General features: G+C 44.8%; 26 protein-coding genes. 4 read left to right on the forward strand and 22 right to left on the reverse strand.

All coding sequences use genetic code 11. The features are described 5' to 3' along the window. Positions 1–166 precede the first annotated feature (166 nt). Complete coding sequence (locus OCV56_RS12385) at positions 167–928, forward strand: DNA/RNA non-specific endonuclease (protein WP_086715243.1); 762 nt, start codon at positions 167–169, stop codon at positions 926–928. A gap of 59 nt (positions 929–987) precedes the next feature. Here OCV56_RS12385 and rlmM read toward each other — a convergent pair whose 3' ends face one another. The 7 genes from rlmM to pomA form a co-directional block, all read right to left on the reverse strand. Beyond that, positions 988–2,079, reverse strand: coding sequence for a 23S rRNA (cytidine(2498)-2'-O)-methyltransferase RlmM (rlmM, locus tag OCV56_RS12390; RefSeq protein WP_086715245.1), 1,092 nt, complete (start codon positions 2,077–2,079; stop codon positions 988–990). Next, positions 2,076–2,474, reverse strand: coding sequence for a DUF423 domain-containing protein (locus tag OCV56_RS12395; RefSeq protein ID WP_086715247.1), 399 nt, complete (start codon positions 2,472–2,474; stop codon positions 2,076–2,078). The genes rlmM and OCV56_RS12395 overlap by 4 nt, the downstream gene beginning before the upstream one ends. Further along, a complete protein-coding gene (locus tag OCV56_RS12400; RefSeq protein ID WP_086715249.1) occupies positions 2,464–3,087 on the reverse strand; it encodes an alpha/beta fold hydrolase in 624 nt (207 codons plus the stop codon). Before OCV56_RS12400 ends, OCV56_RS12395 begins: the two co-directional genes overlap by 11 nt. Further along, entirely contained in the window at positions 3,080–3,988 is a 909-nt protein-coding gene (locus tag OCV56_RS12405) for a transcriptional regulator GcvA (protein WP_086715251.1), read from the reverse strand. The genes OCV56_RS12400 and OCV56_RS12405 overlap by 8 nt, the downstream gene beginning before the upstream one ends. Before the next feature lie 668 nt (positions 3,989–4,656). Continuing rightward, the gene (thiI, locus tag OCV56_RS12410) at positions 4,657–6,105 is read right to left on the reverse strand and encodes a tRNA uracil 4-sulfurtransferase ThiI (protein WP_086715253.1); all 1,449 of its coding nucleotides are present in this window, start codon (positions 6,103–6,105) and stop codon (positions 4,657–4,659) included. A 315-nt stretch (positions 6,106–6,420) separates the two neighbouring features. Further along, positions 6,421–7,368 (reverse strand): flagellar motor protein MotB, encoded by a 948-nt coding sequence (locus OCV56_RS12415; protein ID WP_086715254.1) that lies wholly within the window; start codon positions 7,366–7,368, stop codon positions 6,421–6,423. Between the two features lie 12 nt (positions 7,369–7,380). Then, complete coding sequence (pomA, locus tag OCV56_RS12420; RefSeq protein WP_086715256.1) at positions 7,381–8,145, reverse strand: flagellar motor protein PomA; 765 nt, start codon at positions 8,143–8,145, stop codon at positions 7,381–7,383. A 298-nt stretch (positions 8,146–8,443) separates the two neighbouring features. Here pomA and xseB point away from each other — a divergent pair, with 298 nt between their 5' ends. From xseB to dxs, 3 genes are read left to right on the forward strand one after another with little or no spacing between them, the layout of a single operon-like run. Continuing rightward, a complete protein-coding gene (gene xseB / locus OCV56_RS12425; RefSeq protein ID WP_004734405.1) occupies positions 8,444–8,686 on the forward strand; it encodes an exodeoxyribonuclease VII small subunit in 243 nt (80 codons plus the stop codon). 20 nt (positions 8,687–8,706) lie between these two features. Beyond that, a complete protein-coding gene (ispA, locus tag OCV56_RS12430; protein ID WP_050649650.1) occupies positions 8,707–9,591 on the forward strand; it encodes a (2E,6E)-farnesyl diphosphate synthase in 885 nt (294 codons plus the stop codon). A 21-nt stretch (positions 9,592–9,612) separates the two neighbouring features. Continuing rightward, positions 9,613–11,496, forward strand: a complete 1,884-nt coding sequence (dxs, locus tag OCV56_RS12435; RefSeq protein WP_086715258.1) for a 1-deoxy-D-xylulose-5-phosphate synthase — start codon at positions 9,613–9,615, stop codon at positions 11,494–11,496. Between the two features lie 116 nt (positions 11,497–11,612). Here dxs and OCV56_RS12440 read toward each other — a convergent pair whose 3' ends face one another. From OCV56_RS12440 to OCV56_RS12510, 15 genes are all read right to left on the reverse strand, one after another. Beyond that, entirely contained in the window at positions 11,613–11,972 is a 360-nt protein-coding gene (locus OCV56_RS12440) for a putative quinol monooxygenase (protein ID WP_008218634.1), read from the reverse strand. A 73-nt stretch (positions 11,973–12,045) separates the two neighbouring features. Beyond that, a complete protein-coding gene (gene pgpA / locus OCV56_RS12445; protein WP_086715260.1) occupies positions 12,046–12,552 on the reverse strand; it encodes a phosphatidylglycerophosphatase A in 507 nt (168 codons plus the stop codon). Further along, complete coding sequence (gene thiL, locus OCV56_RS12450; protein WP_086715263.1) at positions 12,552–13,526, reverse strand: thiamine-phosphate kinase; 975 nt, start codon at positions 13,524–13,526, stop codon at positions 12,552–12,554. The genes pgpA and thiL overlap by 1 nt, the downstream gene beginning before the upstream one ends. 87 nt (positions 13,527–13,613) lie before the next feature. Continuing rightward, a complete protein-coding gene (nusB, locus tag OCV56_RS12455; RefSeq protein WP_004734399.1) occupies positions 13,614–14,081 on the reverse strand; it encodes a transcription antitermination factor NusB in 468 nt (155 codons plus the stop codon). Next, positions 14,081–14,551, reverse strand: coding sequence for a 6,7-dimethyl-8-ribityllumazine synthase (gene ribH, locus OCV56_RS12460; protein ID WP_004741508.1), 471 nt, complete (start codon positions 14,549–14,551; stop codon positions 14,081–14,083). The genes nusB and ribH overlap by 1 nt, the downstream gene beginning before the upstream one ends. A gap of 279 nt (positions 14,552–14,830) precedes the next feature. Next, positions 14,831–15,940: a bifunctional 3,4-dihydroxy-2-butanone-4-phosphate synthase/GTP cyclohydrolase II gene (gene ribBA / locus OCV56_RS12465; protein WP_086715265.1), complete on the reverse strand. Its 1,110-nt coding sequence runs from the start codon at positions 15,938–15,940 to the stop codon at positions 14,831–14,833. Positions 15,941–16,048: 108 nt separating this feature from the next. Beyond that, a complete protein-coding gene (locus tag OCV56_RS12470) occupies positions 16,049–16,705 on the reverse strand; it encodes a riboflavin synthase (RefSeq protein WP_008218644.1) in 657 nt (218 codons plus the stop codon). 69 nt (positions 16,706–16,774) lie between these two features. After that, positions 16,775–17,854 carry a bifunctional diaminohydroxyphosphoribosylaminopyrimidine deaminase/5-amino-6-(5-phosphoribosylamino)uracil reductase RibD gene (gene ribD / locus OCV56_RS12475; protein WP_086715362.1) on the reverse strand — a complete coding sequence of 360 codons (1,080 nt, stop codon included), beginning with the start codon at positions 17,852–17,854 and terminating at the stop codon, positions 16,775–16,777. A 40-nt stretch (positions 17,855–17,894) separates the two neighbouring features. Beyond that, a complete protein-coding gene (gene nrdR, locus OCV56_RS12480) occupies positions 17,895–18,344 on the reverse strand; it encodes a transcriptional regulator NrdR (RefSeq protein WP_004734394.1) in 450 nt (149 codons plus the stop codon). Between the two features lie 154 nt (positions 18,345–18,498). Then, positions 18,499–19,749, reverse strand: a complete 1,251-nt coding sequence (locus OCV56_RS12485; RefSeq protein WP_086715268.1) for a glutamate-5-semialdehyde dehydrogenase — start codon at positions 19,747–19,749, stop codon at positions 18,499–18,501. 66 nt (positions 19,750–19,815) lie between these two features. After that, positions 19,816–21,000: a glutamate 5-kinase gene (gene proB / locus OCV56_RS12490; RefSeq protein WP_171349567.1), complete on the reverse strand. Its 1,185-nt coding sequence runs from the start codon at positions 20,998–21,000 to the stop codon at positions 19,816–19,818. 76 nt (positions 21,001–21,076) lie between these two features. Continuing rightward, complete coding sequence (gene crl / locus OCV56_RS12495) at positions 21,077–21,466, reverse strand: sigma factor-binding protein Crl (RefSeq protein ID WP_086715272.1); 390 nt, start codon at positions 21,464–21,466, stop codon at positions 21,077–21,079. 144 nt (positions 21,467–21,610) lie between these two features. Further along, a complete protein-coding gene (frsA, locus tag OCV56_RS12500) occupies positions 21,611–22,864 on the reverse strand; it encodes an esterase FrsA (RefSeq protein ID WP_086715274.1) in 1,254 nt (417 codons plus the stop codon). Between the two features lie 89 nt (positions 22,865–22,953). Continuing rightward, the gene (gpt, locus tag OCV56_RS12505; protein ID WP_086715276.1) at positions 22,954–23,418 is read right to left on the reverse strand and encodes a xanthine phosphoribosyltransferase; all 465 of its coding nucleotides are present in this window, start codon (positions 23,416–23,418) and stop codon (positions 22,954–22,956) included. A gap of 84 nt (positions 23,419–23,502) precedes the next feature. Continuing rightward, a complete protein-coding gene (locus OCV56_RS12510) occupies positions 23,503–24,792 on the reverse strand; it encodes an NCS2 family permease (protein ID WP_086715278.1) in 1,290 nt (429 codons plus the stop codon). Between the last annotated feature and the right edge of the window lie 503 nt (positions 24,793–25,295).

The raw sequence follows: 25,295 nt of genomic DNA on the forward strand, positions 1-25,295 counted from the left end.
CTTAACACTTATGGATGTTCATCCTTTCTGTTGTGTTCTCCGTTACATTCACAATTTAATCATAATGTTAATCAATACCTTACCAAGTATTGATTAACATTAAGCCTTCATCACAGTCTTATTGATATAAGTATTTAATTTCATTGCTCCAATAAGGAGAAACACAATGAAAAACATACTTTTATTATCATTAACGACCCTCTTACTTAATATCACACCTCTTGCTGTCGCAACCGAAGCTTGTGGTGAACATCTCGCTAAAGGCTTGCCTTCAGAATCTTCTGACCAAGTACTTTGTCGAACCGGTTATGCCATTGGCTACAACTATTCCATGAAGAATGCTGATTGGGTTGCCTACCATGTCACCGCAGAAAGCATCAATGGGCAGTTCAAACGAAGTAATCGCTTTAAAGCCGACTCAGAACTCCCTGAATACGCCCAGTCAACACTAAGTGATTACTCAAAATCCGGCTATGACCGCGGCCACCTTGCTCCGTCTGCTGCAATGGACTTCAGCGAAATATCGATGCAAGAAAGCTTCTTGCTAAGCAATATGTCACCACAGCTTCCTGGGTTTAACCGAGTTGGCTGGCGATTGCTAGAAGAACATGTGCGTGACCTTGCCAATGAATATCAAGAGCTCTATGTGGTGACAGGCCCTATTTATGATGGGAATGAAGCCTTTATTGGCAATGGCGTCGTGATTCCAAGTGCATTCTACAAAGTGATTCTCGACCCGTATTACAACGATGCGATTGCTTTTATTGTGCCTCATCGTGACGTATCGAGCAGTGAACTCGCAAGCTTTGTCACAACCATTGATGAGGTAGAAGCCCGCACCAACTTGGATTTCTTCGCAAACACTAGCGATGATGTAGAAAGTGATATGGAAGCAATGCTTTGGGAAATGTGGCCTACCTCAGAGTAAACCTCTTACAATAAAAAAACGCTCCTTATTAGGAGCGTTTTATGTTCATTAACCGCGTATTAGTGCGGTGAGATGTTTGAAAGCGACTGAATATGAACCGTGATCTCTTCACGATCGTGGTAAAGGTGCTTAGCTTGCATCTTGAACTTCACTTTGTTCTCAATAAGGAACACTTTTAGGTTCTCGATATCCTGCAGTACTTCATCATAACGGCCTTTCATTGGCAGTTTCAGGTTGAATAGTGCTTCTTGTGCCCAACCTTTGATGATCCACTCACCCATAAGGTGTGCAACGCGAGCCGGCTTCTCAACCATGTCACAGATAATCCATGTCACGTTCTTACGGTCTGGTTCGAATTTAAAGCCATCCACCATGTGGTGCTTAATCTGACCCGTTTCCATTAGGCTGTCTGCCATCATGCCGTTATCAACACAGTGAACGAACATAGAACGTTTCACTAGTTGGTAAGTCCAACCGCCTGGGCAAGCACCTAAATCTACACCCCACATACCCGGAGCCAGACGCTCGTCCCACTCATCACGCGGGATGAATACGTGGAACGCTTCTTCTAACTTCAATGTAGAACGGCTTGGTGCATCTGATGGGAATTTCAGACGAGGAATACCCATGAAGAACTGTGAGTTGTTCGACGGGTAAGAGTAACCCACAAAACAGTGACCCGGAGCGATGAAGCATAAATGAAGCACGGGCTTCTTAGCGTTGTCTTTCGCTGTCATCAGGCCTTTGCCACGCATAGCTTGGCGCATTGGCACTGTAAACTTACGGCAGAACTTCAAAAGCTCTTTTGCTTCGTTAGTATCTGGCGTTTCAATACGGATATCACCACAACGAGGGAAACCTTCTTTCTCAGAAAGCGCCTCAAGAATTGGAGAAATACGGTCATCGGTTGGCAGGTCTTTAATTTCAACAGCCACTGCTAGCATTTGACGAGCAAAGATCAGTGATTGGAAATCGATCTCTTTGATCAACTTATCCGCTTCACCTGCTTGGTAACATTCAAACAATACAAAGCCTGTATTGTTCTTTAGGCGAGGAAAACCAAACACTTCCAGTTGTGTTGCCTTGTCTTGAATTTCGCCAGCACATTCTTTTTCAAAACCAGAGCGACAATAAAGTAGTACGTGTTTCACTGAGTTACCTCTTTTATATTCAAAGCAGCGAAGGAGAAGACTCCCCAACCAATGATAAATAGTAGACCACCAAACGGGGTTATTGGGCCAAACCATTTTATTCCTGTCAGTGCCAGCGCATACAGGCTGCCACTAAAACAAAGGATGCCGATGATAAAGCAAATTGCCGCAATGAAAAAATATTTTTGTGATTTAGCGCCAAGTTTCATCTGTAGCAGAGCACCACACGCCAATATCGCTAACGTATGAATAAACTGATACTGAACACCAGTCTCAAATACACCTAACAGATACTCAGGCAAGATAGCTTTCAAGCCGTGAGCGGCAAAGGCACCAAGCATCACTGCAATTGCGCCAGAGAGGCCGGCAAACGTGAGTAAATACTTACTTCTCATTAAGCACCTCTTTGATAAACGCCGATAGTTTCTCAACGGTTAAGGCAATGTTCTGCTGCTCTGTGTAACCCGAACTCTTACGTGGCTTAAAGCTATGGTCGCCATCAGGAATAAATTCGACACGAATAGAATCCGACAGATCAAAGTCAGCAAACTCTTCACGCTTACCAAAAGTATCGCGCTCGCCTTGTAAAATAAGACACGGCTTGGCTAACTCTGCGAGATGTTCGCCTTTATACTTCTCTGGTTTACCTGGCGGGTGGAAAGGAAAACCTAAACACGCCATCGCAGCCACTTTGTCTACTTCAGACAAATGGCTCGCCATACGTCCTCCCATCGATTTACCGCCAATCACAAGCTTATCGGTATCAACCTGCTCAATAACCTCTTGGTAGGCTTCAAGTAGCTTAGGTGCTCTGTCAGGTGGCCGACGCTTACCATCTTCCGCACGCTTAATCATATAAGGGAAATTGAAGCGAACTACTCGTATCCCTTTAAAGGCTAATCCTTTTGCTACCGACTGCATGAACTCATGATCCATGCCTGCTCCAGCACCATGGGCGAAGATAAAGGTAATTGGATTGTCTTCACCATCAATGATGACGTTATTCATCGAGTAAATCCTCTTGTTCACTTTGCGCTTTCGCCAGCATCCAGTCTCGGAAGGTGGCGATACGGCCCATGTCGGCTTGTTTCTCATGACAAACGACATAGAAGGCGTTCTTGCTCACCAACACTTCGTCGAAAGGCGCAATCAAACGACCCGCTTCGATTTCAGGTTGTGCCAATACGTTGTTGCCCAGTGCAATGCCCTGGCCGTGAGCTGCTGCTTGCAGCACCATGGTTGAGTGACTGAAGATAGGACCGTGATTAACGTTAACCCCGTCGATACCATTTTGCTTAGCAAACTGTTTCCAATCCTTTCGAGAGGTATCATGCAATAGCGTATGGCATGCTAAATCACTTAGAGATTCTAATGGTTTGTTTCCGAGCAGCACTGAAGGAGAACAAAGTGGAATCAGATATTCTTGATACAGCTTGTCAGCTCTTAGCCCCGACCAATTGCCTCGACCATAATAGATAGCAACGTCCACATCATCCGTTAGCGAGCCTTCATCCATATCCACGGCTTTGATTCGCACATCGATATCAGGTTCTTGCTGATTAAAATCAGCAAGCCTTGGTACCAACCATTGAATCGCAAAACTAGGCGGTAAACTGATGGTTAATGCGCCCTTTTCACTGCGCTCAAGCACTTTATCCGTCGCTTCTGCCAGTGATGTGAAAATATCTTTGATATCCAAGAAGTAGCTTTGACCTTCTTCAGTCAGCAGCAAAGAACGGTTTCTTCGGCGAAACAGCTTCAAAGATAAGAATTCTTCAAGCGCTTTGATCTGATGACTGACTGCAGCTTGAGTAACAAACAACTCTTCTGCAGCACGCGTAAAACTCAAGTGTCGAGCAGCAGCTTCAAACACTCTTAGCGAGTTTAATGGGGGTAATCGACGAGACATAGTTACTCTCTAAATAAGCATTAGTTTTTTTTATCTGAAACATTATAATTTGTCCATTGCCTAGCGGCCAGAGAAATTCTATATTTCATCCCGCAGTAGCTAGCCTGAACGGCTTGATTCTCTCTAGAATCAATTGGTTTAGCTTCTGCGATGTTGTGTTTGCAAACTCGTTCTTTTCGAGTTGGGTAGAGTTCTACCAAATGTTTTGTTGCAGTTCTATACTGAAACGAGGCATGTACTTCCTGTATTTATTTTGACCTGTCTGTCAAATTTGTTTACACCGCCTTATGGGCGGTGTTTTTTTATGTCCAAAGAAATGTAACAACAAGTTTATCAATAGCTGTGCTAATTAATCCTTATTATTTTTCATCGCTAATCACAGAATCAGATACCCACTCAAATAATCAACTGAACACATACAAATTGGACTATTAAGTTGTACTTAAAAGTAACAGAATACTTCAAGTATACTCACACTTGTTCAGTCACTTATAAACCCGTTTAGAGCTCACTCTCTCAATCAAAATTTCAAAACGGAGCAGACGATAGCACGCCCAAACTCACACCTCTGTCTGACTACTGTAAATCATTGACAATAGAAAATAAAAAAGCCGCTTACTTTTCAGTAAGCGGCTTTGCAAAATTACTAACGATTGGTCAATACACCACTATGGGCGATAAACCTTAACGTTATGGAAGCCTTGCTCTTGTAGGTAAAGCGCCTGTAGACGACTCATTACACCACGGTCGCAGTACAGCAAATACTCTTTCGCTTGGTCTAGGTCACCAAACTGAGTCGAAAGCTTGAAGAACGGGATGTGTTTAATTTCAACACCATCGATCTCTAGTGGGCTTTCGTCTTCTTCTTCTGGGCTACGGATATCAAGAACGATAGCATGCTCAGCAACAGCTTGAACTTGTTCAACTTCAGGTGCTTGCTCTTGGCTCTCTTTCTCGATATCACGGATATCCATAACACGAGCATTCTCGATCACTTGATCAAGCACTTCAAAGTTAAACTTAGCTTCTTCTGCTTCTAGTTTGCCTTTCTTCGCTTTCACTGTTGGCTTCTTAGAGATAACGCCACAGTACTCAGGCATTACCTTAGCAAAGTCTTCAGTACCGATGATGCGAGAAAGATCGATGATGTCTTCTTTATCCCAGTTGATCAGTGGACGAAGAATCAAAGTATCAGTCACGTTGTCGATGTGGCGCAGGTTAGTTAGCGTTTGACTAGAAACCTGACCAAGCGCCTCACCTGTTACTAGCGCTTCAATACCAAAACGCTCTGCAACCATACCACCAGCACGCATGAACATACGCTTAAGAACAACGCCCATTTGGCCGTCTTCTACGTTCTCAAGGATTTCAGCAACCACGGGTTCAAAATCTACAGAAATGAACTTCACCTTTGCAGATGAACCATATTTGTTCCATAGGTAGTGAGCCACTTGCTTAACGCCAATCTCGTGCGCAGGGCCGCCAAGATTGAAGAAACAGTAGTGCACCTTAGAACCACGTTTGATGTGCAGGTAGCTTGAAACGCCAGAGTCGAAACCACCAGAGATCAAGCTTAGTAGATCTTCTTGAGTACCAAGAGGGAAACCACCAAGGCCTTTATGACGAGCCAGTACTTGGTTAAGTTTGTCGTTAGCGACTTCAACCTTAACGGTTACATCAGGGTTCTTTAGTCGAACTTTAGCTGACTCAACGGCTTGGTTCAGACCGCCACCTACGTAGCGCTCTAGCTCGATAGACGTAAAGTCATGCTTACCACGGCGCTTAGCACGAACAGAGAAAGTCTTGCCTTCAATGTCAGCACGGCTGCGTTCTAGTACTTGCTCATAAATATCGTGCAAGTCTTTGAATTCAGACTGTTGAACTTCAAGAGAGTGATGGATACCTGGAGTGTGAGTCAGAGCCTCTAACACTTCTGCGTAGTACTGGTCACTCTCAGAGGTCACTTCGATATGGTCACGACGGTTGAACACCGCAACACTTTCACAGTGACGTTGAATAACGTTGCGAATGTTGCACTCTAGAATCCTTGTGAAGCGCTTACGCACCGATTCACTTTTTACAAAAATTTCCGGATGGGGCTTAACAATAAATTTCATAGTACTTTCACAACATTAATGTTCAAAATTTTGAAAACGCTCATCGCCAAGTAAATTAGAAATTTACACAGCGCTTGAAGCAAGAATAGATCATATCTAAATCTAAGGGCGCGAATTATACATGAGAAAGTGAAGCAAGGAAAAGAGTGCTTGCTCTTACAGCACCATTAAACCGCTGGCTATTAAAAGTAATAGGTTTCGCAACCACATAAATGCAGCAGAGAAAATGATTAAAGGCCAGTAAACAAAAAGCCCAACCTCATTATAAGATTGGGCTTTCGATGCTATCTGCATACTAACGTCTGCACGTATAGGCTATTCATTAATAACAGGCACTTCATCACTGTAAAGCGGTTCGCCCTGCATGATGCTGATTTCAACACGACGGTTAAGGCTACGTTGCCATTCAGTATCGTTCGGCTCTACTGGCTCAGTATCGGCCATGCCACGTACTCTCAAACGTTGATGAGAGAAACCACGCACCTTTTCCATCTCTTGCGCAACAGATACTGCTCGCTGTGATGACAAATCCCAATTCGAACGATAGAGCTCAGAATCAAGACGTTGGTTATCGGTGTGTCCTGAGATTCGGACAATACCCGGAACGTCTTTTACCAGTTCAGCCACCTGTCTCACCAAGGGGCGGAATTTAGGTTGTAAGAAAGCAGAACCTGATGGAAATGCGCCCTTCTCACGAATTCGAATTACAATCTGCTGGCCAAGGTTTTCCACCTCAATCGCGCCTTGGTCGATCTCTCGCTCCAACGCCTTCTTGATGCTTTCCATCAAGGTTTCCATCTCTTGCGATTGAGCTTCAGCTTGTTGTTGCTGTTGGTCTGACTCAGAGTTTTGATTATCGTGAGTCGAAACTTCTGCCGACTTGCCTCCGGTCATTTTGCCTTGGTCACGCATGGTGCCACCAGCGCGCTCAGATTCACCTTCATGAAATTCCAGTGTCTGCTGAGTAATATCAATGGTTTGCTGCATGATCACATCAATCGGTGTCGGCTCTGGACGACCTGGGCGAAACTCTTGTGCAATGATACTGGTCCCTTTCGGGATGTCTTTTACTTCTAAGCGGTTTTGTACACCAAACGCAAACTTCATCGAACCCGCGATCTGTTTGAACTTCAGTACGTCCATCTCAGAGAATGAGAGCAGCAGTACGAAGAAACACATCAGCAATGACATCAAATCAGCAAATGTCCCCATCCATTGAGGTAACCCCGGTGGAGGACATTTACATGGATTCTCTTCATCCATCTTAAACTCCTCTTACGCCGGTTCACCATCAATCGTGCGCTTACCTTCGTTCAGGTAGCTCTTGAGGTAACCATCAATAACTCGTGGGTTCTGACCATCTTGAATCGCTAACACGCCATCCATCACCAAGCGACGGTTAAGTGTCTCTTGGTCACGACGTAGCGCAAGTTTATCGGCAATTGGGAAGAACACCATGTTCGAAAGAATCGCACCATATAGCGTGGTTAAAAGTGCCACCGCCATCGCAGGACCGATCGCTTTAGGATCATCCATGTTCGAAAGCATGGCTACCAGACCAACCAAGGTACCAATCATACCCATCGCTGGGGCAACATCACCGAATGCAGAGAACACTTTCGCACCCTGCTCGTGACGCTCTGTCGTTAATGCGATGTCTTTTTGCAGCGCAGCACGCACCACATCACCATCATGGCCATCCACTAATAAGTCGATGCCTTTTTGCATAAAGCTGTTACTGATTTCCATCTCTTCAAGTGCTAGGAAACCACCTTTACGAGCAGCGTCTGCCATCTCTACTACTTTCGCGATCAGATCTTCAGGCTCGTCCGCTTTAAACATAAAAGCTTTGCCTGCGATTTTGGCCGCACCAAAAAATTGTCCCATGGTGAATTTCATTAGAACAACAAAGGTTGAGCCACCAATTACGATCAAAATGGATGTCGTGTCATAGAACATCCCGAGGCTTCCACCTAGGATCATTGCCATGATTACAAAGGCAAATCCACCAATCAAACCTATTAGGGTTGCTAAATCCACTGAGCACTCCTCATGCTTTTTTGTAGCTCTATGTCGACGATACTCCTTGTATCGGCAAGACTATAAGATCTTTTAGTAAATTCTTGGCCTAAGTATCACACTTTTCGTTTTTGAATCCCAACTATTGGCTTACTTTGCTCTTATACGTAGCGCATAAACTCGATAAAGCTAAGGTTATTCAAGCAAAGTGAGTTCAAGCCCCTTAAAAACGAACTTTCTAGCAAAATTTCTTGGTTACATTTGACCATCTCAGCGGCCTAGGGTAACGTTCGTTCATCTTTCCAAACGCAGATTTATTATGGCTACTAAGAAACCTGAAAATATGAGCTTTGAAGCAGCAATCGAAGAGCTTGATGGCTTGGTTGATCAACTAGAAAATGGTGATCTAGCTTTAGATGATGCGCTTAAGAAGTTCGAACGAGGTATCTCCCTCGCTCGTGCTGGTCAAAGCAAACTAAATGATGCTGAACAGCGTGTTAGCATCCTACTGCAAAATGATGAAAACGCAGAACTTAGTGACTTTAACCCACAACCAGAATAACGAATTGTATGAGATCCCCTATGATCGAGACTTTATTGTCTTATCAAGCACGTAATAACGAGCAACTGAACCTTTGGCTTGATCGCCTGCCACACCAAAATCAGAACCTTATCAACGCGATGCGTTATGGGTTACTTTTAGGCGGCAAACGCGCACGTCCATTTCTTGTCTACATTACAGGGGAAATGCTTGGCTGCACCGCTGAAGAGCTCGACACTCCAGCATCTGCAATCGAATGTATTCATGCCTATTCTCTGATTCACGACGACCTTCCAGCAATGGATGATGATGAACTGCGTCGTGGCCATCAGACTTGTCACATCAAATACGATGAAGCAACGGCCATTTTAACGGGCGATGCACTACAAACTCTCGCGTTTACTATACTTGCGGAAGGCACATTAAGTGCTGACGGTGAAAGCAATCGCGTTCGAATGATTCAACGCCTAGCAGAAGCCTCTGGTGCACAAGGCATGTGCATTGGACAAGCACTTGATATTGAAGCTGAAAATCGCTCTGTCACGCTAGAAGAGTTAGAAGAAGTTCATCGCAATAAAACGGGCGCTCTAATGAAATGTGCGATTCGTTTAGGAGCACTCGCTGCTGGCGAAAAAGCATTTGAAGTGATGCCCCAATTAGACAAGTACGCCGATGCCATTGGATTAGCATTCCAGGTTCAAGATGATATTTTAGATATCACTAGCGATACTGAAACTTTGGGTAAACCACAGGGTTCTGACCAAGAATTGAACAAAAGCACCTACCCTTCTTTGCTAGGTTTAGAGGGCGCTCAAGAAAAAGCGCAAACTCTGCTACAGGAAGCGCTTCAAGCTTTGGCTGCAATCCCATACAATACCCAGTTACTCGAAGAGTTCGCCCGATACGTCATCGAGCGCAAGAACTAAGACAATAAGCGCGCATTACCTATGACTCTTGATATATCAAAGTACCCAACTCTTGCTTTGGCTGATAAGCCAGAGGATTTGCGTCTACTTCCAAAAGAGACGCTAACACAGCTTTGTGATGAATTACGCACCTATCTTCTTAACTCAGTGAGCCAGTCAAGTGGCCACTTAGCGTCAGGTTTAGGTACGGTAGAGCTAACAGTGGCTCTGCACTACGTGTACAACACGCCTTTTGACCAATTGGTTTGGGATGTTGGCCACCAAGCATACCCGCACAAGATTCTTACAGGTCGTCGCGATCGCTTGTCGACTATCCGTCAGAAAGATGGACTGCACCCATTTCCATGGCGTGAAGAGAGCGAATATGACACTCTTTCTGTTGGTCACTCTTCAACATCGATCAGTGCTGCTCTCGGCATGGCAATCAGTGCTAAGAAAGAAGGCAAGAATCGTAAAGTCGTGAGTGTGATCGGTGATGGCGCGATTACTGCTGGTATGGCATTCGAAGCCATGAACCACGCGGGTGATATTCACAATGACATGCTGGTTATCCTGAACGATAACGAGATGTCTATCTCTGAAAACGTAGGTGCGCTAAACAACCACCTAGCTCAAGTTCTTTCTGGCAGTCTTTACACGTCAATTCGTGAGGGCGGCAAGAAAGTGCTATCAGGCGTTCCGCCAATTAAAGAGCTGGTTCGTCGTACAGAAGAACATCTAAAAGGCATGGTTGTCCCTGGCACCATGTTTGAAGAGTTAGGCTTTAATTACATTGGTCCAATTGATGGTCACGATGTGAATGAGCTAATCAAGACGCTGAAGAACATGAGAGATCTTAAAGGCCCTCAGTTCCTGCATATCATGACCAAGAAAGGCAAAGGCTACGAGCCAGCAGAGAAAGATCCTATTGGCTACCACGGTGTGCCTAAATTCGATCCTGCACACTCAAGTCTGCCTAAGAGCACTAGCTCTAAACCAACTTTTTCTAAGATTTTTGGTGACTTCCTGTGTGATATGGCAGCTCAAGATCCTAAGCTAATGGCGATCACGCCAGCGATGCGCGAAGGTTCTGGCATGGTGCGTTTCTCGAAAGAGTACCCAGAACAATACTTCGATGTAGCGATTGCTGAGCAGCACGCAGTGACGCTAGCAACCGGTATGGCGATTGCGGGTGATAAGCCGATTGTGGCTATCTACTCGACATTCCTACAACGTGGTTACGATCAACTGATCCATGATGTCGCTATCATGGATCTACCGGTTATGTTCGCGATTGACCGTGCAGGTCTTGTGGGTGCCGATGGTCAAACACACCAAGGTGCATTCGACTTAAGCTTCATGCGTTGTATTCCTAACATGGTGATCATGGCACCAAGCGATGAAAACGAATGTCGCCAAATGCTATACACAGGCCATCAGCATAAAGGGCCAAGTGCCGTTCGTTATCCTCGTGGTAATGGCATGGGTACTGAGATCCAAAGTGAGTTTACTGCGCTTGAGATTGGTAAAGGTCGTATCGTTCGCGAAAGCACAAAAACAAAAGATGGATCGAAAGTCGCCATTCTAAGCTTCGGTACTTTCCTAGAAAATGCACTTCAAGCTGCTGATGCAATGGATGCCACCGTTGCAGACATGCGCTTTGTTAAGCCGCTAGATGAAGCTCTAATCAAACAACTTGCCGCTGACCACGATGTGCTGGTCACTATCGAAGAAAACGCAATCGCAGGTGGTGCAGGTGCAGGTGTGATTGAGTTCTTGATGCAAGAGAAACTGCTAATGCCTGTACTGAACCTTGGCTTACCGGACAAGTTTATTGCTCAAGGCACTCAAGGTGAGCTGCATGAAGAGCTAGGCCTAGACGCGAAAGGTATTGAGAAGTCTATCTCTGACTACCTTGCTAAATAGCTTTCAGTAGCAAACTGCATAAGCAACAAAACGAAAAAGGTTGGCCCTAGGGTCAACCTTTTTAGTATTCGCTAACTCATTAGCTAGCCACTGTTTAAGTCAGTTGTTATAGCAAATTAGCAGCACGGCTTAAGAACAGGCGCGTCGTAGTTCTCAGGTTCGTCAGAGTAGATAGCAACATTAAAGTTCTCAACTAAACCTGTTTCATCAACGCACTGCTCTTGGAAGAACTGTTGAATTTCACGACGTTGGCAGTGCGCTTCAAACGCTTCGTTATCCGCCCAGATTTCGTTGAAAGCAATTGGAAAACTCTGGCCTTCCGCAAACGGACTCTGGATGTGGCGAGTCACTGTGTATTGAATACAACCATCTTCACGCAGAGTGTTTGGCTCTAGTGCTTTTAAAACCTCAAACAGCTCGTTCAGTTTGCCTTCTTTTGGCTGAAATTGAGCGATGCAGTAAACCTTCTTAGACATTGTAATTCCTTGTTTTTGTATTTTAAACTTAAGCCGTTATATCTAAATCTTTATAGCAAATACAGCCTAGATCTTAAACTAGCCAACCTGCAAAATGCGCCACGGCATACAGCGAAATCGCCGCCATAATACCCGCCACGATATCATCAATCATGATACCTAAGCCGCCATGAACTCGAGCGTCTAACCAACCAATCGGCCACGGTTTTACCATGTCAAAGAAGCGGAATAGAACAAAGCCTGTCAGTAACCATTTCCAATCATCGGCAGGAATACTCAACATTGGTACTAGGCTCATGGTGATCCAAAAGCCCGCAAATTCATCCCATACGATAGAGCCATGATCGTGAACACCCATATCATCAGACGTCACTTGGCAGATCTTGATGCCAATAATGCAGCTTACCACCACGATGGCAACATAAGCCGGGAACGGCAATTGAACCAACAATAAATACAATGGAATAGACGCAAGCGTACCCATTGTTCCGGGAATAATAGGCGATAAGCCACTGCCAAAACCCGTTGCTAATAAGTGCCAAGGGTTTTTAAGAGAGATTGCAGATAGTGGGTTTGTCATCAATTAACCTTAAAGTGATCGTAACCAGTTAAGCTCCAGCTTAGTGGCTCACCATTATTGTGTAGTTCAAAATATTCTACAGGTCTTATCTGGCCAATGCAGGTGACTTTTGTTCCAGTGTGTGACAAAGCACTTTCTAGCGACCCTTTATTTTCTTCTGGTACCGTAAAGCAAAGCTCGTACTCTTCACCACTGGTAAGTGCGTACTGCTGTGCTGTCGTAACATCAAGCGCGAATTGACGTAACTCCTGAGAGATAGGCAGACAACTCACATCAATGCTTGCACCAACCTCTGAACGCTTCAGAATATGCTTTAGGTCAGCAATCACGCCGTCAGAGATATCAATCGCAGACGAGGCAAGGCTCACGAGAGCCTGACCCGCTAGCACTCGTGGAGAGCTGATGTAGTGCCTCTCTTCAAGTTCAAGTGCATAAGGCTTAGCTTGATTCTGTTCAGGGTTCAATAACACCTCTAGCCCAGCTTTACTGTCACCTAGGTTACCTGTGACATATATCCAGTCCCCTACTTTCGCACCATCTCGGCGTAGAGCTCGCCCTTCAGGAACAAAGCCCTGTACAGTCAGTGTCAGACTTAGTGGACCTTTGGTTGTGTCACCACCAATTAACTGAATACCAAAGTAGTCTGCCAGTTTGAAAAAAGAGTCACAAAATGGGGCAAGCCAGGCTTCGTCAACTTCAGGCATGGTTAACGCAAATGAAACCCATGCAGGTGTTGCGCCCATAGCCGCAAGGTCACTGATGTTAGACGCCAAGGCTTTGTGTGCGACCCAAGCAGGATTCGCTTCCGCTAAAAAGTGAGTACCCGCAACTAAGGTGTCCGTGCTGATCGCTATCTCAACATTGCTTGGCGCTTTGACCAAAGCACAATCATCGCCAGCTGCCAAATGCACGTCTTTACGTTGTGGTTGTCGATTTACAAAATATTTTTCAATCAGGTTAAATTCGCCAGACATCACATGCCCTATCTTTGGTATTACAGAAATTTAGTTACAAAAAAGGCCAGCATAAAAGCTGACCTTTAGATTCAATATACGAACGTCTTATTTCTTACGAACGTGCGGTGCAGCTTTATCAAGCACACCGTTAACAAACTTATGGCTGTCTTCTGCTGCGAATACTTTCGCAAGTTCGATAGCTTCGTTGATAACCACTTTGTATGGTACATCTTCGCGACGAGTCATCTCGTACATAGCTAAACGTAGAAGCGCTAGTTCCATCAGATCCAGATCTTGCATAGGGCGAGATACGAATGGACGAAGCTTGCTATCAAGTTCCATGTGGCTAAGAGCAACACCAGTTAGCAGGTCGCGGAAGTATGCAACGTCTGTTTCTGGCATAGCAAGTGCAGGTTCTGCAGCATGATGCTCTTCTTCATCATACTTACCACCAGATAAGAACTGTTCTTCAACGGTAGCAATATTTTCTTTAGTAATTTGCCAAGAATAAATTGCTTGTAGAGCAAATTGACGTGCGTTACGACGTGCGGCTGGTTTCACACTGGCCCCCATTAGGAATCGATTTCAGAAAGAACGTTGATCATCTCAAGTGCGCTAAGTGCAGCTTCTGCACCCTTATTACCAGCCTTGGTTCCTGCGCGTTCAATAGCTTGATCGATCGTATCAACAGTAAGAACACCAAACGCTACTGGAAGAGAGTATTCCAGAGACACTTGTGCCAAACCTTTATTACATTCACTACAAACATAGTCAAAATGAGGCGTACCGCCACGAATTACTGTACCAAGAGATACAATCGCATCGAACTTACCTGTTTTTGCAACGCGCTGCGCTACAAGTGGAAGTTCAACTGCACCAGGGCAACGAACAACAGTGATGTTGTCTTCGCTTACTTGTCCGTGACGCTTTAAAGTATCGATTGCACCAGAAAGTAAACTTTCGTTAATAAAACTGTTGAAACGAGCAATAACGATAGCAATTTTTGCATTTGGCGCTGGGAAGCCACCCTCGATCACTTTCATAAGCCTTCCTTTAACTATTTTCATCAAGTGAGAATCGCCGGATTCTAGCACAAAACTGTGAGCAATATCTAATGCTAATTTAGCAGAACAGACACCGGAGATGTAAAGATGATAACGCAGTGCTGCTCCCAAGCGTATAGGAACAACAAGTCGCCAAGCATCTGCATTTAACGCACGAAAAATTAAGCTTAGCGACTGTGCTCTTTTAGCCTAATTCATCACCAAAAGAGCAATCAGAGTCATCATTGATTGTGTTGCTACAAATTAATCTGTGAGTGGTTACTCACAGACGTATTCAACCACGTTAAGACCAAAACCACCTAGTGCATGGTAACGCTTAGTGCTTGAAGACAACAGACGCATATCATGAACACCGAGGTCTTGTAGGATCTGAGAACCTACACCCACACGACGTGAAGTACCTTGCTTCTTCGCCATGGTTGGTTGTTCATTCTTATCTTGAGCTTCGAACGTCTTCACTTTGTGAATCAGAGAATCAGACGACTCTTCATTGCCAAGAATAACCAGTACACCGCCTTCATCGCCAATGCGCTTCATCGCTTTATCTAGCGACCAGCTACGTTCAGTGCCACGATCAGAATGAAGCAGATCGGTAAACGTATCATGTAGGTGAACACGCACTAAAGGAGCGCCATCAGACAAGTCGCCTTTTTGCATTGCGTAGTGGATCTGGTTATCAATTGTGTCACGGTAAGTCACCAACTCAAAATCACCAAACTCTGTTGGTAAATGACATTGTGCAACGCGCTCGATCGTTGTTTCTGTGTTGTTACGGTATTCGATCAAATCAGCAATCGTGCCTAACTTGATGTCGTGTTTTTCAGCAAACACTTCAAGATCTGGGCGACGTGCCATGGTGCCGTCGTCATTTAAGATCTCAACGATAACCGATGCTGGCTCACAGCCTGCTAGACGAGCTAAATCACAACCCGCTTCTGTATGACCCGCGCGAGTTAACACACCGCCTTCTTGAGCCGTCAATGGGAAGATATGACCTGGTTGAACCAAGTCGGCCGCTTTTGCGTCTTTCGCTACTGCTGCTTGAACCGTAACAGCACGATCTGATGCAGAGATACCCGTCGTCACACCTTCAGCAGCTTCAATCGAAACCGTAAAGTTAGTGGTGTACTGTGCATTGTTGTCTTGAACCATAGGCGCTAGGCCCATACGGTTTGAACGCTCTTTAGTCAGCGTCAGACAGATTAAGCCGCGGCCGTACATTGCCATGAAGTTAATTGCTTCTGGCGTAACATGTTCTGCTGCCATGATCAGATCGCCTTCATTCTCGCGATCTTCATCATCCATCAGGATAACCATTTTTCCTAGGCGAATGTCTTCAATAATTTCTTGAGGAGTACTAATTGGCATTGTTCTATATCCTTTGAAATGGTTCTGCTTCCTAGAACCGACACTATTTAAACCTGATGATATTGCTTCGCTTTACAAAGTGGCGCTAAATGCACTTCGTATCAACGGTTAGGCAAAACCATTCTGTTGTAAGAATTCCATCGTCAATCGAGATTCAGGTTCAGACTCTTGTTGCTGACCTTGCAGTAGGCGCTCCATGTAGCGCGCTAACACATCCACTTCTAGATTCACTTTACGACCAACATGGAATTGATCGATGGTGGTTTCTGAAGAAGTATGAGGAACAATCGTCAGCTTAAATGCATTCTTACGTAAATCGTTCACAGTAAGACTAATGCCATCGACGGTAATCGAGCCTTTTTGAGCAACGTACTTTGAGATTTCAGCGGGCATTTCGACCCAGAACTCAATCGCACGGCCAACTTGGTTGCGCTCAACAATCTCACCTACACCATCTACGTGACCCGATACGATATGACCACCGAAACGTGTCGTCGGTAGCATCGCTTTCTCTAGGTTCACTTTGTCACCCGCTTGGTAATCAACAAAACCCGTTTTTTTCAGGGTCTCAAGTGACAAATCTGCACTGTAGCTGTGGTCGTTAAATTCGACGACCGTCAAACACACACCGTTGGTAGCAATACTATCGCCTAACTGAACGTCGGCCATATCAAGCTTACCTACGTTAACCGTTACGGTAATGTCTTCTCCGCGGGGAGTAATTGCACTCAATGTACCTACGGCTTCTACAATTCCTGTAAACATTTTAAAACTCTTTTTGTTGTCAACGACATGTATGTAGTGAGCGGATTTATTCCCACTATAGTTTCGTTACTATCGGTTTCGAAATACGGGTTTCGCTACTATGCGAATATCCACACCAACTTGTCGAACATCTTTAATTTCTAGGTCAATCACATCAGACATTGAGGTGAGCCCTAAAGCGCCCATCAAACCTCGTCCGTCACTGCCCATAAGTTTAGGTGCTAAATAAAGGATTAGCTCATCCACCAACTGCGCTTCAATCAAGCTTTTTGATAATGTAGCGCCTGCTTCGACCCAAATATGGTCGATATGATTCGCAGGTAATTGACGCATCAGGTCGTGTAAATCGAGCTGACCTGTCTCAGTGGTGCCGACCTCAATATCTGCAGATGCCTCTGCGACTCTTAATACAGGTGTTGGCGATTGGTATAACTTGAGCTCAGGGCGCAGTTGGTTTTGACGGTCAAGAATCACACGAACAGGCTGACGCACGTCAGCTTCAGCGTAATGAGCTTGTGCGCTACTTGGTAATTCAGCCCTGCGAACATTCAGTGAAGCATTATCATCAATCACCGTTTGGCTGGTTGATAATACTGCGCCCGCCTTTGCTCGATAATTTTGAACATCACGACGCGCTGCTGGCGATGTGATCCACTGGCTCTGGCCATTTGCTAGCGCCGTTTGCCCATCGAGACTGGCTGCCATCTTAAGCTGAACAAAAGGCATGCCTGTTTGCATGCGTTTAATAAATGCAGGGTTCAAGTCTAAAGCATCTTGCTCCAGTAAACCGATTTCAACCTCAATGCCCGCATCACGCAGCATTTTGATGCCACGGCCAGCGACTTTCGGGTTTGGATCCTGCATAGCGCAAATGACTTTAGCCACTTGAGCCTTAATCAAGCCCTCGGCACAAGGCGGCGTTCGACCGTAATGAGAACAAGGCTCTAGGGTGACATAAGCCGTCGCACCTTTTGCCTTATCACCCGCCATTCGCATGGCATGCACTTCAGCGTGAGGTTCACCCGCTTTGGCGTGAAAGCCTTCACCAACAATTTGTCCATCGGTTTGTACAATCACACAACCGACATTTGGATTTGGCGCAGTGGTGTAAATGCCGCGTTTCGCTAAATGGATAGCACGCGACATCATTTGAAAATCTAGGGGAGAGAAGTTAGACATGATTGAGGGATTAATCCTCTAATTTAGCGATTTCTTCGCCAAACTCTCGGATGTCTTCAAAGCTGCGGTAAACAGAGGCAAAACGGATGTACGCCACTTTGTCCAATTCTTTCAATTGGCCCATCACAAGGTTACCAATCATTTCGCTTGGTACTTCACGCTCACCAGTTGCACGGAGTTGTGACTTAATCGTACTGATCGCAAGTTCAATCGCATCAGCACTCACTGGGCGCTTTTCTAGGGCGCGCTGTACACCACCCACCATTTTATCTTCATTAAATGGTTCGCGGTTTCCATTCGACTTAATTACTTTAGGCATCACAAGTTCTGCCGATTCGAACGTAGTAAAACGTTCGCTGCATGCAAGGCATTGACGGCGACGACGAACCTGATGGCCATCGGCTACCAGTCTTGAATCGATTACTTTAGTGTCGTTCTCTGAACAAAAAGGACAATGCATATCACCTCCAAATAATTGAATATCAGTGTAACGGAATTGCCAAACGTTAGGAAAGAAAAAGGGCCAATTAAGGCCCTTTTGTGTGGTGATTCATTGATTATTGCTACGCGATAGCAATTTCTAAATGAGCTGAGGAGGAAAATTAACGTGAACGTTAACCTCGAACTAAATAGTTCGCTTTACCCACCCATTTGTAGCTTGTCAGTTCTTCTAAACCCATTGGGCCGCGAGCATGCAGTTTCTGAGTAGATACCGCCACTTCTGCACCTAGACCAAACTGTGCGCCATCGGTGAAGCGAGTTGATGCATTCACGTAAACCGCAGCAGAACCTACCGAGTTAATAAAGCGCTCAGAGCTTTCTAGACTGTTAGTCATGATTGCGTCTGAGTGACTCGCGTTATGTACGCGCATGTGGTCAATCGCTTCTGCAACGTCCGCAACCACTTTTACGCCAAGTGTGTAGCTTAGCCATTCGGTGTCAAAGTCATCTTCACCTGCATCACGCACGTCAGTAAAATCAGCAAGAAGTGCCTTCGCGCTTGAGTCTGCTACTAATGTCACTTTATCCGCTAAACGTGTTTTAAGCTTATCAAGGAACTCCTCAGCCACCGCTTCATGAACAAGTAAAGTATCTAATGAGTTACATGCAGATGGACGTTGAACTTTCGAGTTTTCAACCACATCAACAGACTTCTCAAGGTCAGCGCTCTCATCAACAAAGATGTGGCTGATACCGAAACCACCGATGATAACTGGAATAGTACTGTTCTCTTTACACATTTTGTGTAGACCAGCGCCACCACGAGGGATAATCATATCTACGTAGTCATCTAGCTTAAGCAGCTGAGAAACCAACTCACGATCTGGCTTTTCAATGTACTGAACAGAAGCGGCAGGAAGTTCCGCTTTCTCTAGTGCAGACTGGATAACTTTTACCAGCTCCATGTTCGAGAAGAAGGTCTCTTTACCACCACGCAAAATGCTTGCGTTGCCTGTTTTCAGACACAGTGCCGCAATATCTATCGTTACGTTCGGGCGTGCTTCGTAGATAACACCAACAACACCAAGCGGTACACGACGACGAGACAATGACATACCGTTTTCCAGTACCTTGCTGTCGATTTCGCTGCCCACAGGGTCGTTTAGGCTAATGACATTACGAACGTCGTTAGCGATGCCCGTTAAGCGTTCTTCATTCAGAAGTAGACGATCAAGCAGTGCGTCCGTTAGACCCGCTTCGCGACCCAGGTCGATGTCTTTCGCATTCGCTTCTAAAATCGTTGCTGCGTTTGCTTCTAGCTCATCAGCGATGATCGCCAATGCTTTATTCTTTTGCGCCGTAGATGCGGTCGCTAGGTGGAAAGCAGCCTCTTTTGCTGCGATACCCATGTTAGTTAAATCCACGTTTAACTCTCCCTAAATTCTGTCTGTCTTTGGATGCAAAAAGGCGGTTCGCCTTCTCATCACGAGCTATTCTTGGATTACAACAAGGTCGTCACGGTGAATGACTTCTGACCCGTAATCGTAACCAAGAATGTCGCCAATATCTTTACTGTGCTTGCCTGCTATTTTTGCTAGGTCTTGGCTTGAGTAGCTAGCGATACCACGCGCCACTACCTTGCCTTTACTGTCTGTGACTTGGGTGACTTCACCACGAGAAAACTCGCCTTGAACTCGAATAACCCCTTTTGCCAACAAGCTACTGCCTTTGGTGTTAACAGCGTTTACTGCGCCATCGTCTACCACGATGTCACCTGCAGAAGCAGGGCCCGCTAAAATCCAACGCTTACGGTTTTCTAGCGCTTCAGCTAACGGTAGGAAACGTGTGCCTTGTGGGTTGTCACTTAATGAGTCGAACACCACGTTTTCAGCACTGCCTGCTGCAATAATAACTTCAATACCTGCACGACGAGCGATATCAGCCGCCTGCAGTTTTGTCGCCATGCCGCCAGTACCCAACGTAGTACCACTGCCGCCTGCGATCTTACGCAGTGTGTCATCAATCGTTTTCACTTCTTTGATGAGCTCAGCATTTGGATCTTTACGAGGGTCAGCCGTAAACAGGCCTTTTTGGTCAGTTAGCAGCAAAAGCTTATCAGCACCGCATAAAATACCAACCAGTGCCGACAAGTTATCGTTGTCGCCCACTTTAATTTCGTTGGTCGCAACTGCGTCGTTTTCATTAACGACAGGAATAATGTCGTGTTCAACGAGTGCATTGATCGTGTCACGGGCATTCAGAAAACGCTCGCGATCATCAAGATCAGCACGAGTCAGCAGCATCTGGCCAATTTTAAGGCCATAGATAGCAAACAAAGACTCCCAAACTTGAATCAACTGACTTTGCCCAACTGCCGCAAGCAACTGTTTGCTCGCCATTGAGTTGGGAAGTGCGGGGTAACCAAGGTGCTCACGTCCTGCTGCAATTGCACCAGACGAAACCATAACCACAGAGTGGCCTTGTTTTTTTAATTCAGCACATTGACGAACCAGCTCAACCATATGAGCGCGGTCTAATGCCAATGTTCCACCAGTTAAGACACTGGTACCCAGTTTAACAACGACAGTTTTACGCTGTGTTGTTGTCCCGCTTTGATGATTTGTTGTCATGAAGTCTTTTATGGATAAAACAAATAAGAGGTGATGTTTTAGCAATCAAAAGGGGAATTCACAAGCAGAAAAGGTGCGAAATCGCACCTTTTTGCTTTATATAGAAGAGTAACCTTTAAAATCAGACGAATTCGACAGACTCTTCGTCTAACTGAACGCTGATTTCAAATTTCTTTTGAAGTTCATCAACCAGCTTTTGGTGAAAGGCTTCCTGAGTTCGAGAGACCTCAGCCACCGCTTTTTTCGGTAATGGCAAAGGATCCCAGTTGCCATCGATATTGTATTTACCCGTGTTGTATTTCGCCGAAAATCCGTCTTCCGACTTATCCAACTCCAACCACCATCCCCAGAATTCACGCTCTTCTGGTGACTTTTTATCGTTCACACACACAGACAAACAATCAAAAATGTAGTGGCCTTCTTCTGATTGCGGTTCCCTCAAGTAAGGCCCGATAGCCTTTAAAACATTCAACAAGCGGTAATGCGTAGGTTGTTGTGTCACTTCTGACATATTGAATCTCCATTTTCAATGTTAAGAATGACGTTACTCAGATTGTTATACGTAAAAACTACGCAATTAGGTTTTATAAATTATCTCTGAGTATCAGGTACTTAGTTTGTACACTTTTCATGCTTAACTAATTTTGGAGAAATGTCATCTAAATAATTCATCCTCAAGCCACTTTATCGCCAATTCGAGGGATTGCTCATAACCTTGTGTAATTGACTTAGCTTTGATTTTCTTCGCTTTTCCGTAATCACTGTAAATAGCAACCAGTTGATTATCCATTGGTGGTGAAACAGGATCGCCTTCCAAAGCCATTGCCAAAATAGGAACACTGGTTTTACTGTTTGACAGTAAACCTTGTACCTTGAGTGACCACGCCATCAACTGCCCAGAAAGGCTATTGATATCGACCGCCCCTTTACCCAGGCGAGAAGCCAACACATCTAAATGCATCTTAGGCATTTGCTTAAGTTTGTCGGCATGAACAAAGATATCGTGAATTGGAGCGCCTAGAGAGATACACGCTTTAAGCTTATGCTGCTCAAGGAAAGATAATCTTACCATCGCATTGCCACCAAAACGGAAACCAAACAAGCCAACCTTATGATGATCGACCCAAGGGATATTAGGCAGTTCATTCAGTACGGCTTGGTGCAGGCAAGACGAGTCTTCCGTTAAAGGCCAGTGCGCACTGTGCCCTATCGATGGCATGTCGACTGTTAGCATAGCAATGTTCTTTGGTGCTAAGTAATCCCTAAACAAGCGCCACATATCGGTCTGCAAACTGTCTAGGCCAGCACTGACAATCACAACCGGTTGTGGTTTGTCTGTTTTGGTTAGATGTAAGTTCGCTTTAATCTTCTTGTTTTTGTATGGCACTTCAATCTGTTTAACGATCAGCTTGGTGTGCTTAATTGCTTCGGAATAGGCTGTATTCGCTAACACTTGAGCCTGAGCTGCCAAGTTATCGTTTTTAAGATGTGGGTAGCCCGCGATACTGAAACACAACGAAGCTGAAAATAGCTCTTCAGCCATTTCTTCTCCGTTCTTTTCATTAGAACGGTTTTGGTGCTGCATACCCAACTTAGTCCATTCGTATGCCCAGTTACCACTTCGGTAACCCATGACCGTATCAAGCCACTCATCGGTTGTACGAGAGTTATCTGATGATGCGATACGAGCCAATACCGCTTCTTGCTCAATTGGGTTAACGCCTTGCCATACCCACTGAAGACGTCTTAGATTTCGGTACCATGATGAGTTTTGCTGTTCACGCTTCTCATCCAATAACGCTTCAGAGCTTGGCATGTATTGTGTCAACATTGAGGTCTCTTTCGCCTGCTTGTGCTTTACAAACAAGGTTTCCGAAAGGTTCGAGCTCGTTTCTTCTGATTCAGACATTGGGATACTTAATAAGAAATGGTTGTCACTAATAATATAAAAAAAAATGACCCTATAAAGGGTCATTTCTCAAAAAACTAAGTTTACGCTTATTTTGACTTGCGATTTACTGGCTCAACATAGCTTAGGCTAGTATCCCAAGGCTGCTCAATCCATGTGTCTTGAGCGATATCAACAATGTACTCGTCTAGTAGGTGTGCGCCAGAAGGCTTAGCACATACAGCAATTAATTTTGCTTTAGGGTACATTTCGCGAAGCTTACGTGCAGTGTCGCCACTATCTACAAGGTCTTCAACGATTAAGAAACCTTCGCCGTCACCTTCAGGAGCTTTAACGACTGTCATATCACGTTGGTGATCGTGGTCGTAGCTAGAAATACAAATCGTATCTACGTGACGAATACCCAATTCACGAGCCAAGATTGCACCAGGAACCAAACCACCACGGCTTACAGCCCAGATACCTTTCCACTGCTCTGCTGGCATTTGCTTTTCAGCTAGTTGACGGCAGTAAGTCTGCATGTTGTCCCAAGTGATAATGAATTTGTTGCTCATAGTATAAAACCTAATAATTTTGTCATGTTATTAGAGGCTATCTCAAACATAGCCTCTTCAGCGATGAAGCAGAAATGTAGACGATTAAGCGAAAATGTATTTAAGAATAAAGATAACTGACATTACCCACACAGCAGGTGAAACATCGCGACCTTTACCACTTAGCAGCTTAATTGCAGCGTAAGCGATGAAACCTAGTGAAATACCCTCAGCGATAGAGTACGTCAGCGGCATAAGCAGGCATGTTACCACGACTGGTGCTGCTTCCGTAAGATCACGCCAATCAATGCCAACTAGACCAGACATCATCAAAATTGCTACATAGAAAAGCGCGCCTGATGTTGCGTAAGCCGGAATCATACCTGCAAGTGGCGAGAAGAAAAGAGCCAGTAGGAATAAGATACCAACAACAACGGCCGTTAGACCAGTACGACCACCTTCAGCGACACCCGCAACACTCTCAACGTAAGAAGTTGTGTTTGATGTACCTAGCAATGCACCAATAGATGTTGCTGTAGAGTCAGCAAGCAGTGCTTTGTTTAGACGAGGAAGTTTGCCGTCTTCTTTGATTAGGTTTGCTTTTGTTGCAACACCAACCAGAGTACCCGCTGTATCGAACAAATCGACGAACAAGAATGCGAATACCACTGAAATCATACCGATTTCAAATACAGCAGAGAAATCAAGCTGCATGAACGTTGGTGCAAGGCTTGGTGGTGTAGACATGATGCCGCCGTATTGAACGTCACCAATAATAATACCAAGAGCCGTGATTGCTAGGATTGCAATCATTACCGCACCTTTCACACCACGGTGAACAAGAGCAATCGTAAGGAAGAAGCCTAATGAGCCAAGGATAGGAGCAATCGCGGTAATGTCGCCCAGAGACACCTTAGTTGCAGGGTTAGAAACAACGATGCCAGCATTGCTCAGAGCAATAAACGCTAAGAAAAGACCGATACCCGCAGAGATACCAACACGCAGAGACATAGGAATCGAGTTGATAATCCATTCACGAATCTTAAAGATACTTAAGAAAATGAAGATTACGCCTGATACGAAAACCGCTGCCAGAGCAACTTGCCACGTATAACCCATCCCCATAACAACTGCATAGGTAAAGAATGCGTTCAAACCCATACCTGGTGCCTGAGCAATTGGGTAGTTAGCAACAAAGCCCATGATGAAACAGCCAATAGCAGCCGCTAAACAGGTTGCTACAAATACAGCGCCGTGGTCCATACCAGCATCAGCTAGGATCATTGGGTTTACAAAAATGATGTAAGCCATTGTTAGGAAGGTTGTTAGACCTGCGATGATTTCAGTGCGCACATTGGTGCCGTTTTCACTGAGTTTGAATAGCTTTTCGAACATTATCGAATCCTATAAGGGTAAAAGTAAACGGTTGCGTAATCGATTGGCTGTGGATTATAAAGTTATCAAATAACAAATTCCAGATAGAATTAAGGCTCTAATCGATATTTATCAGAATGCCGTATGAAACAAAGCGATTAAAAACGAAGTAATTACCAGGAAATAATCTTAATAAACAGTCAATTAAGACTATTAAACACAATAAGAAATCTTGGTTACTTTTTCGACCATCGGTTATTTTGATAGAGAATTTAGCCATTAAATTCTGAATTCAAACCCACAAGAGTTGTGTATTTTTCAACAGGATCAGTAATAAGGCGCAAATTGATATTTTGGCGTTTAAAAAACAACCATGCAGAACAGCAGGGAAAGTGACGAGATAAAGCGGTTTGGAAAAGTAGCAGGCAAAAAAAACGCCACTCAAAACTGAGTGGCGGTAGAATCTGTCAACCAAAAGGGCTGTAAAAGAATTCCAATATATAGGGGTGAACAAAACTGTTCGA

Source organism: Vibrio gigantis (assembly GCF_024347515.1).
Classification (GTDB): Bacteria; Pseudomonadota; Gammaproteobacteria; order Enterobacterales; family Vibrionaceae; genus Vibrio; species Vibrio gigantis.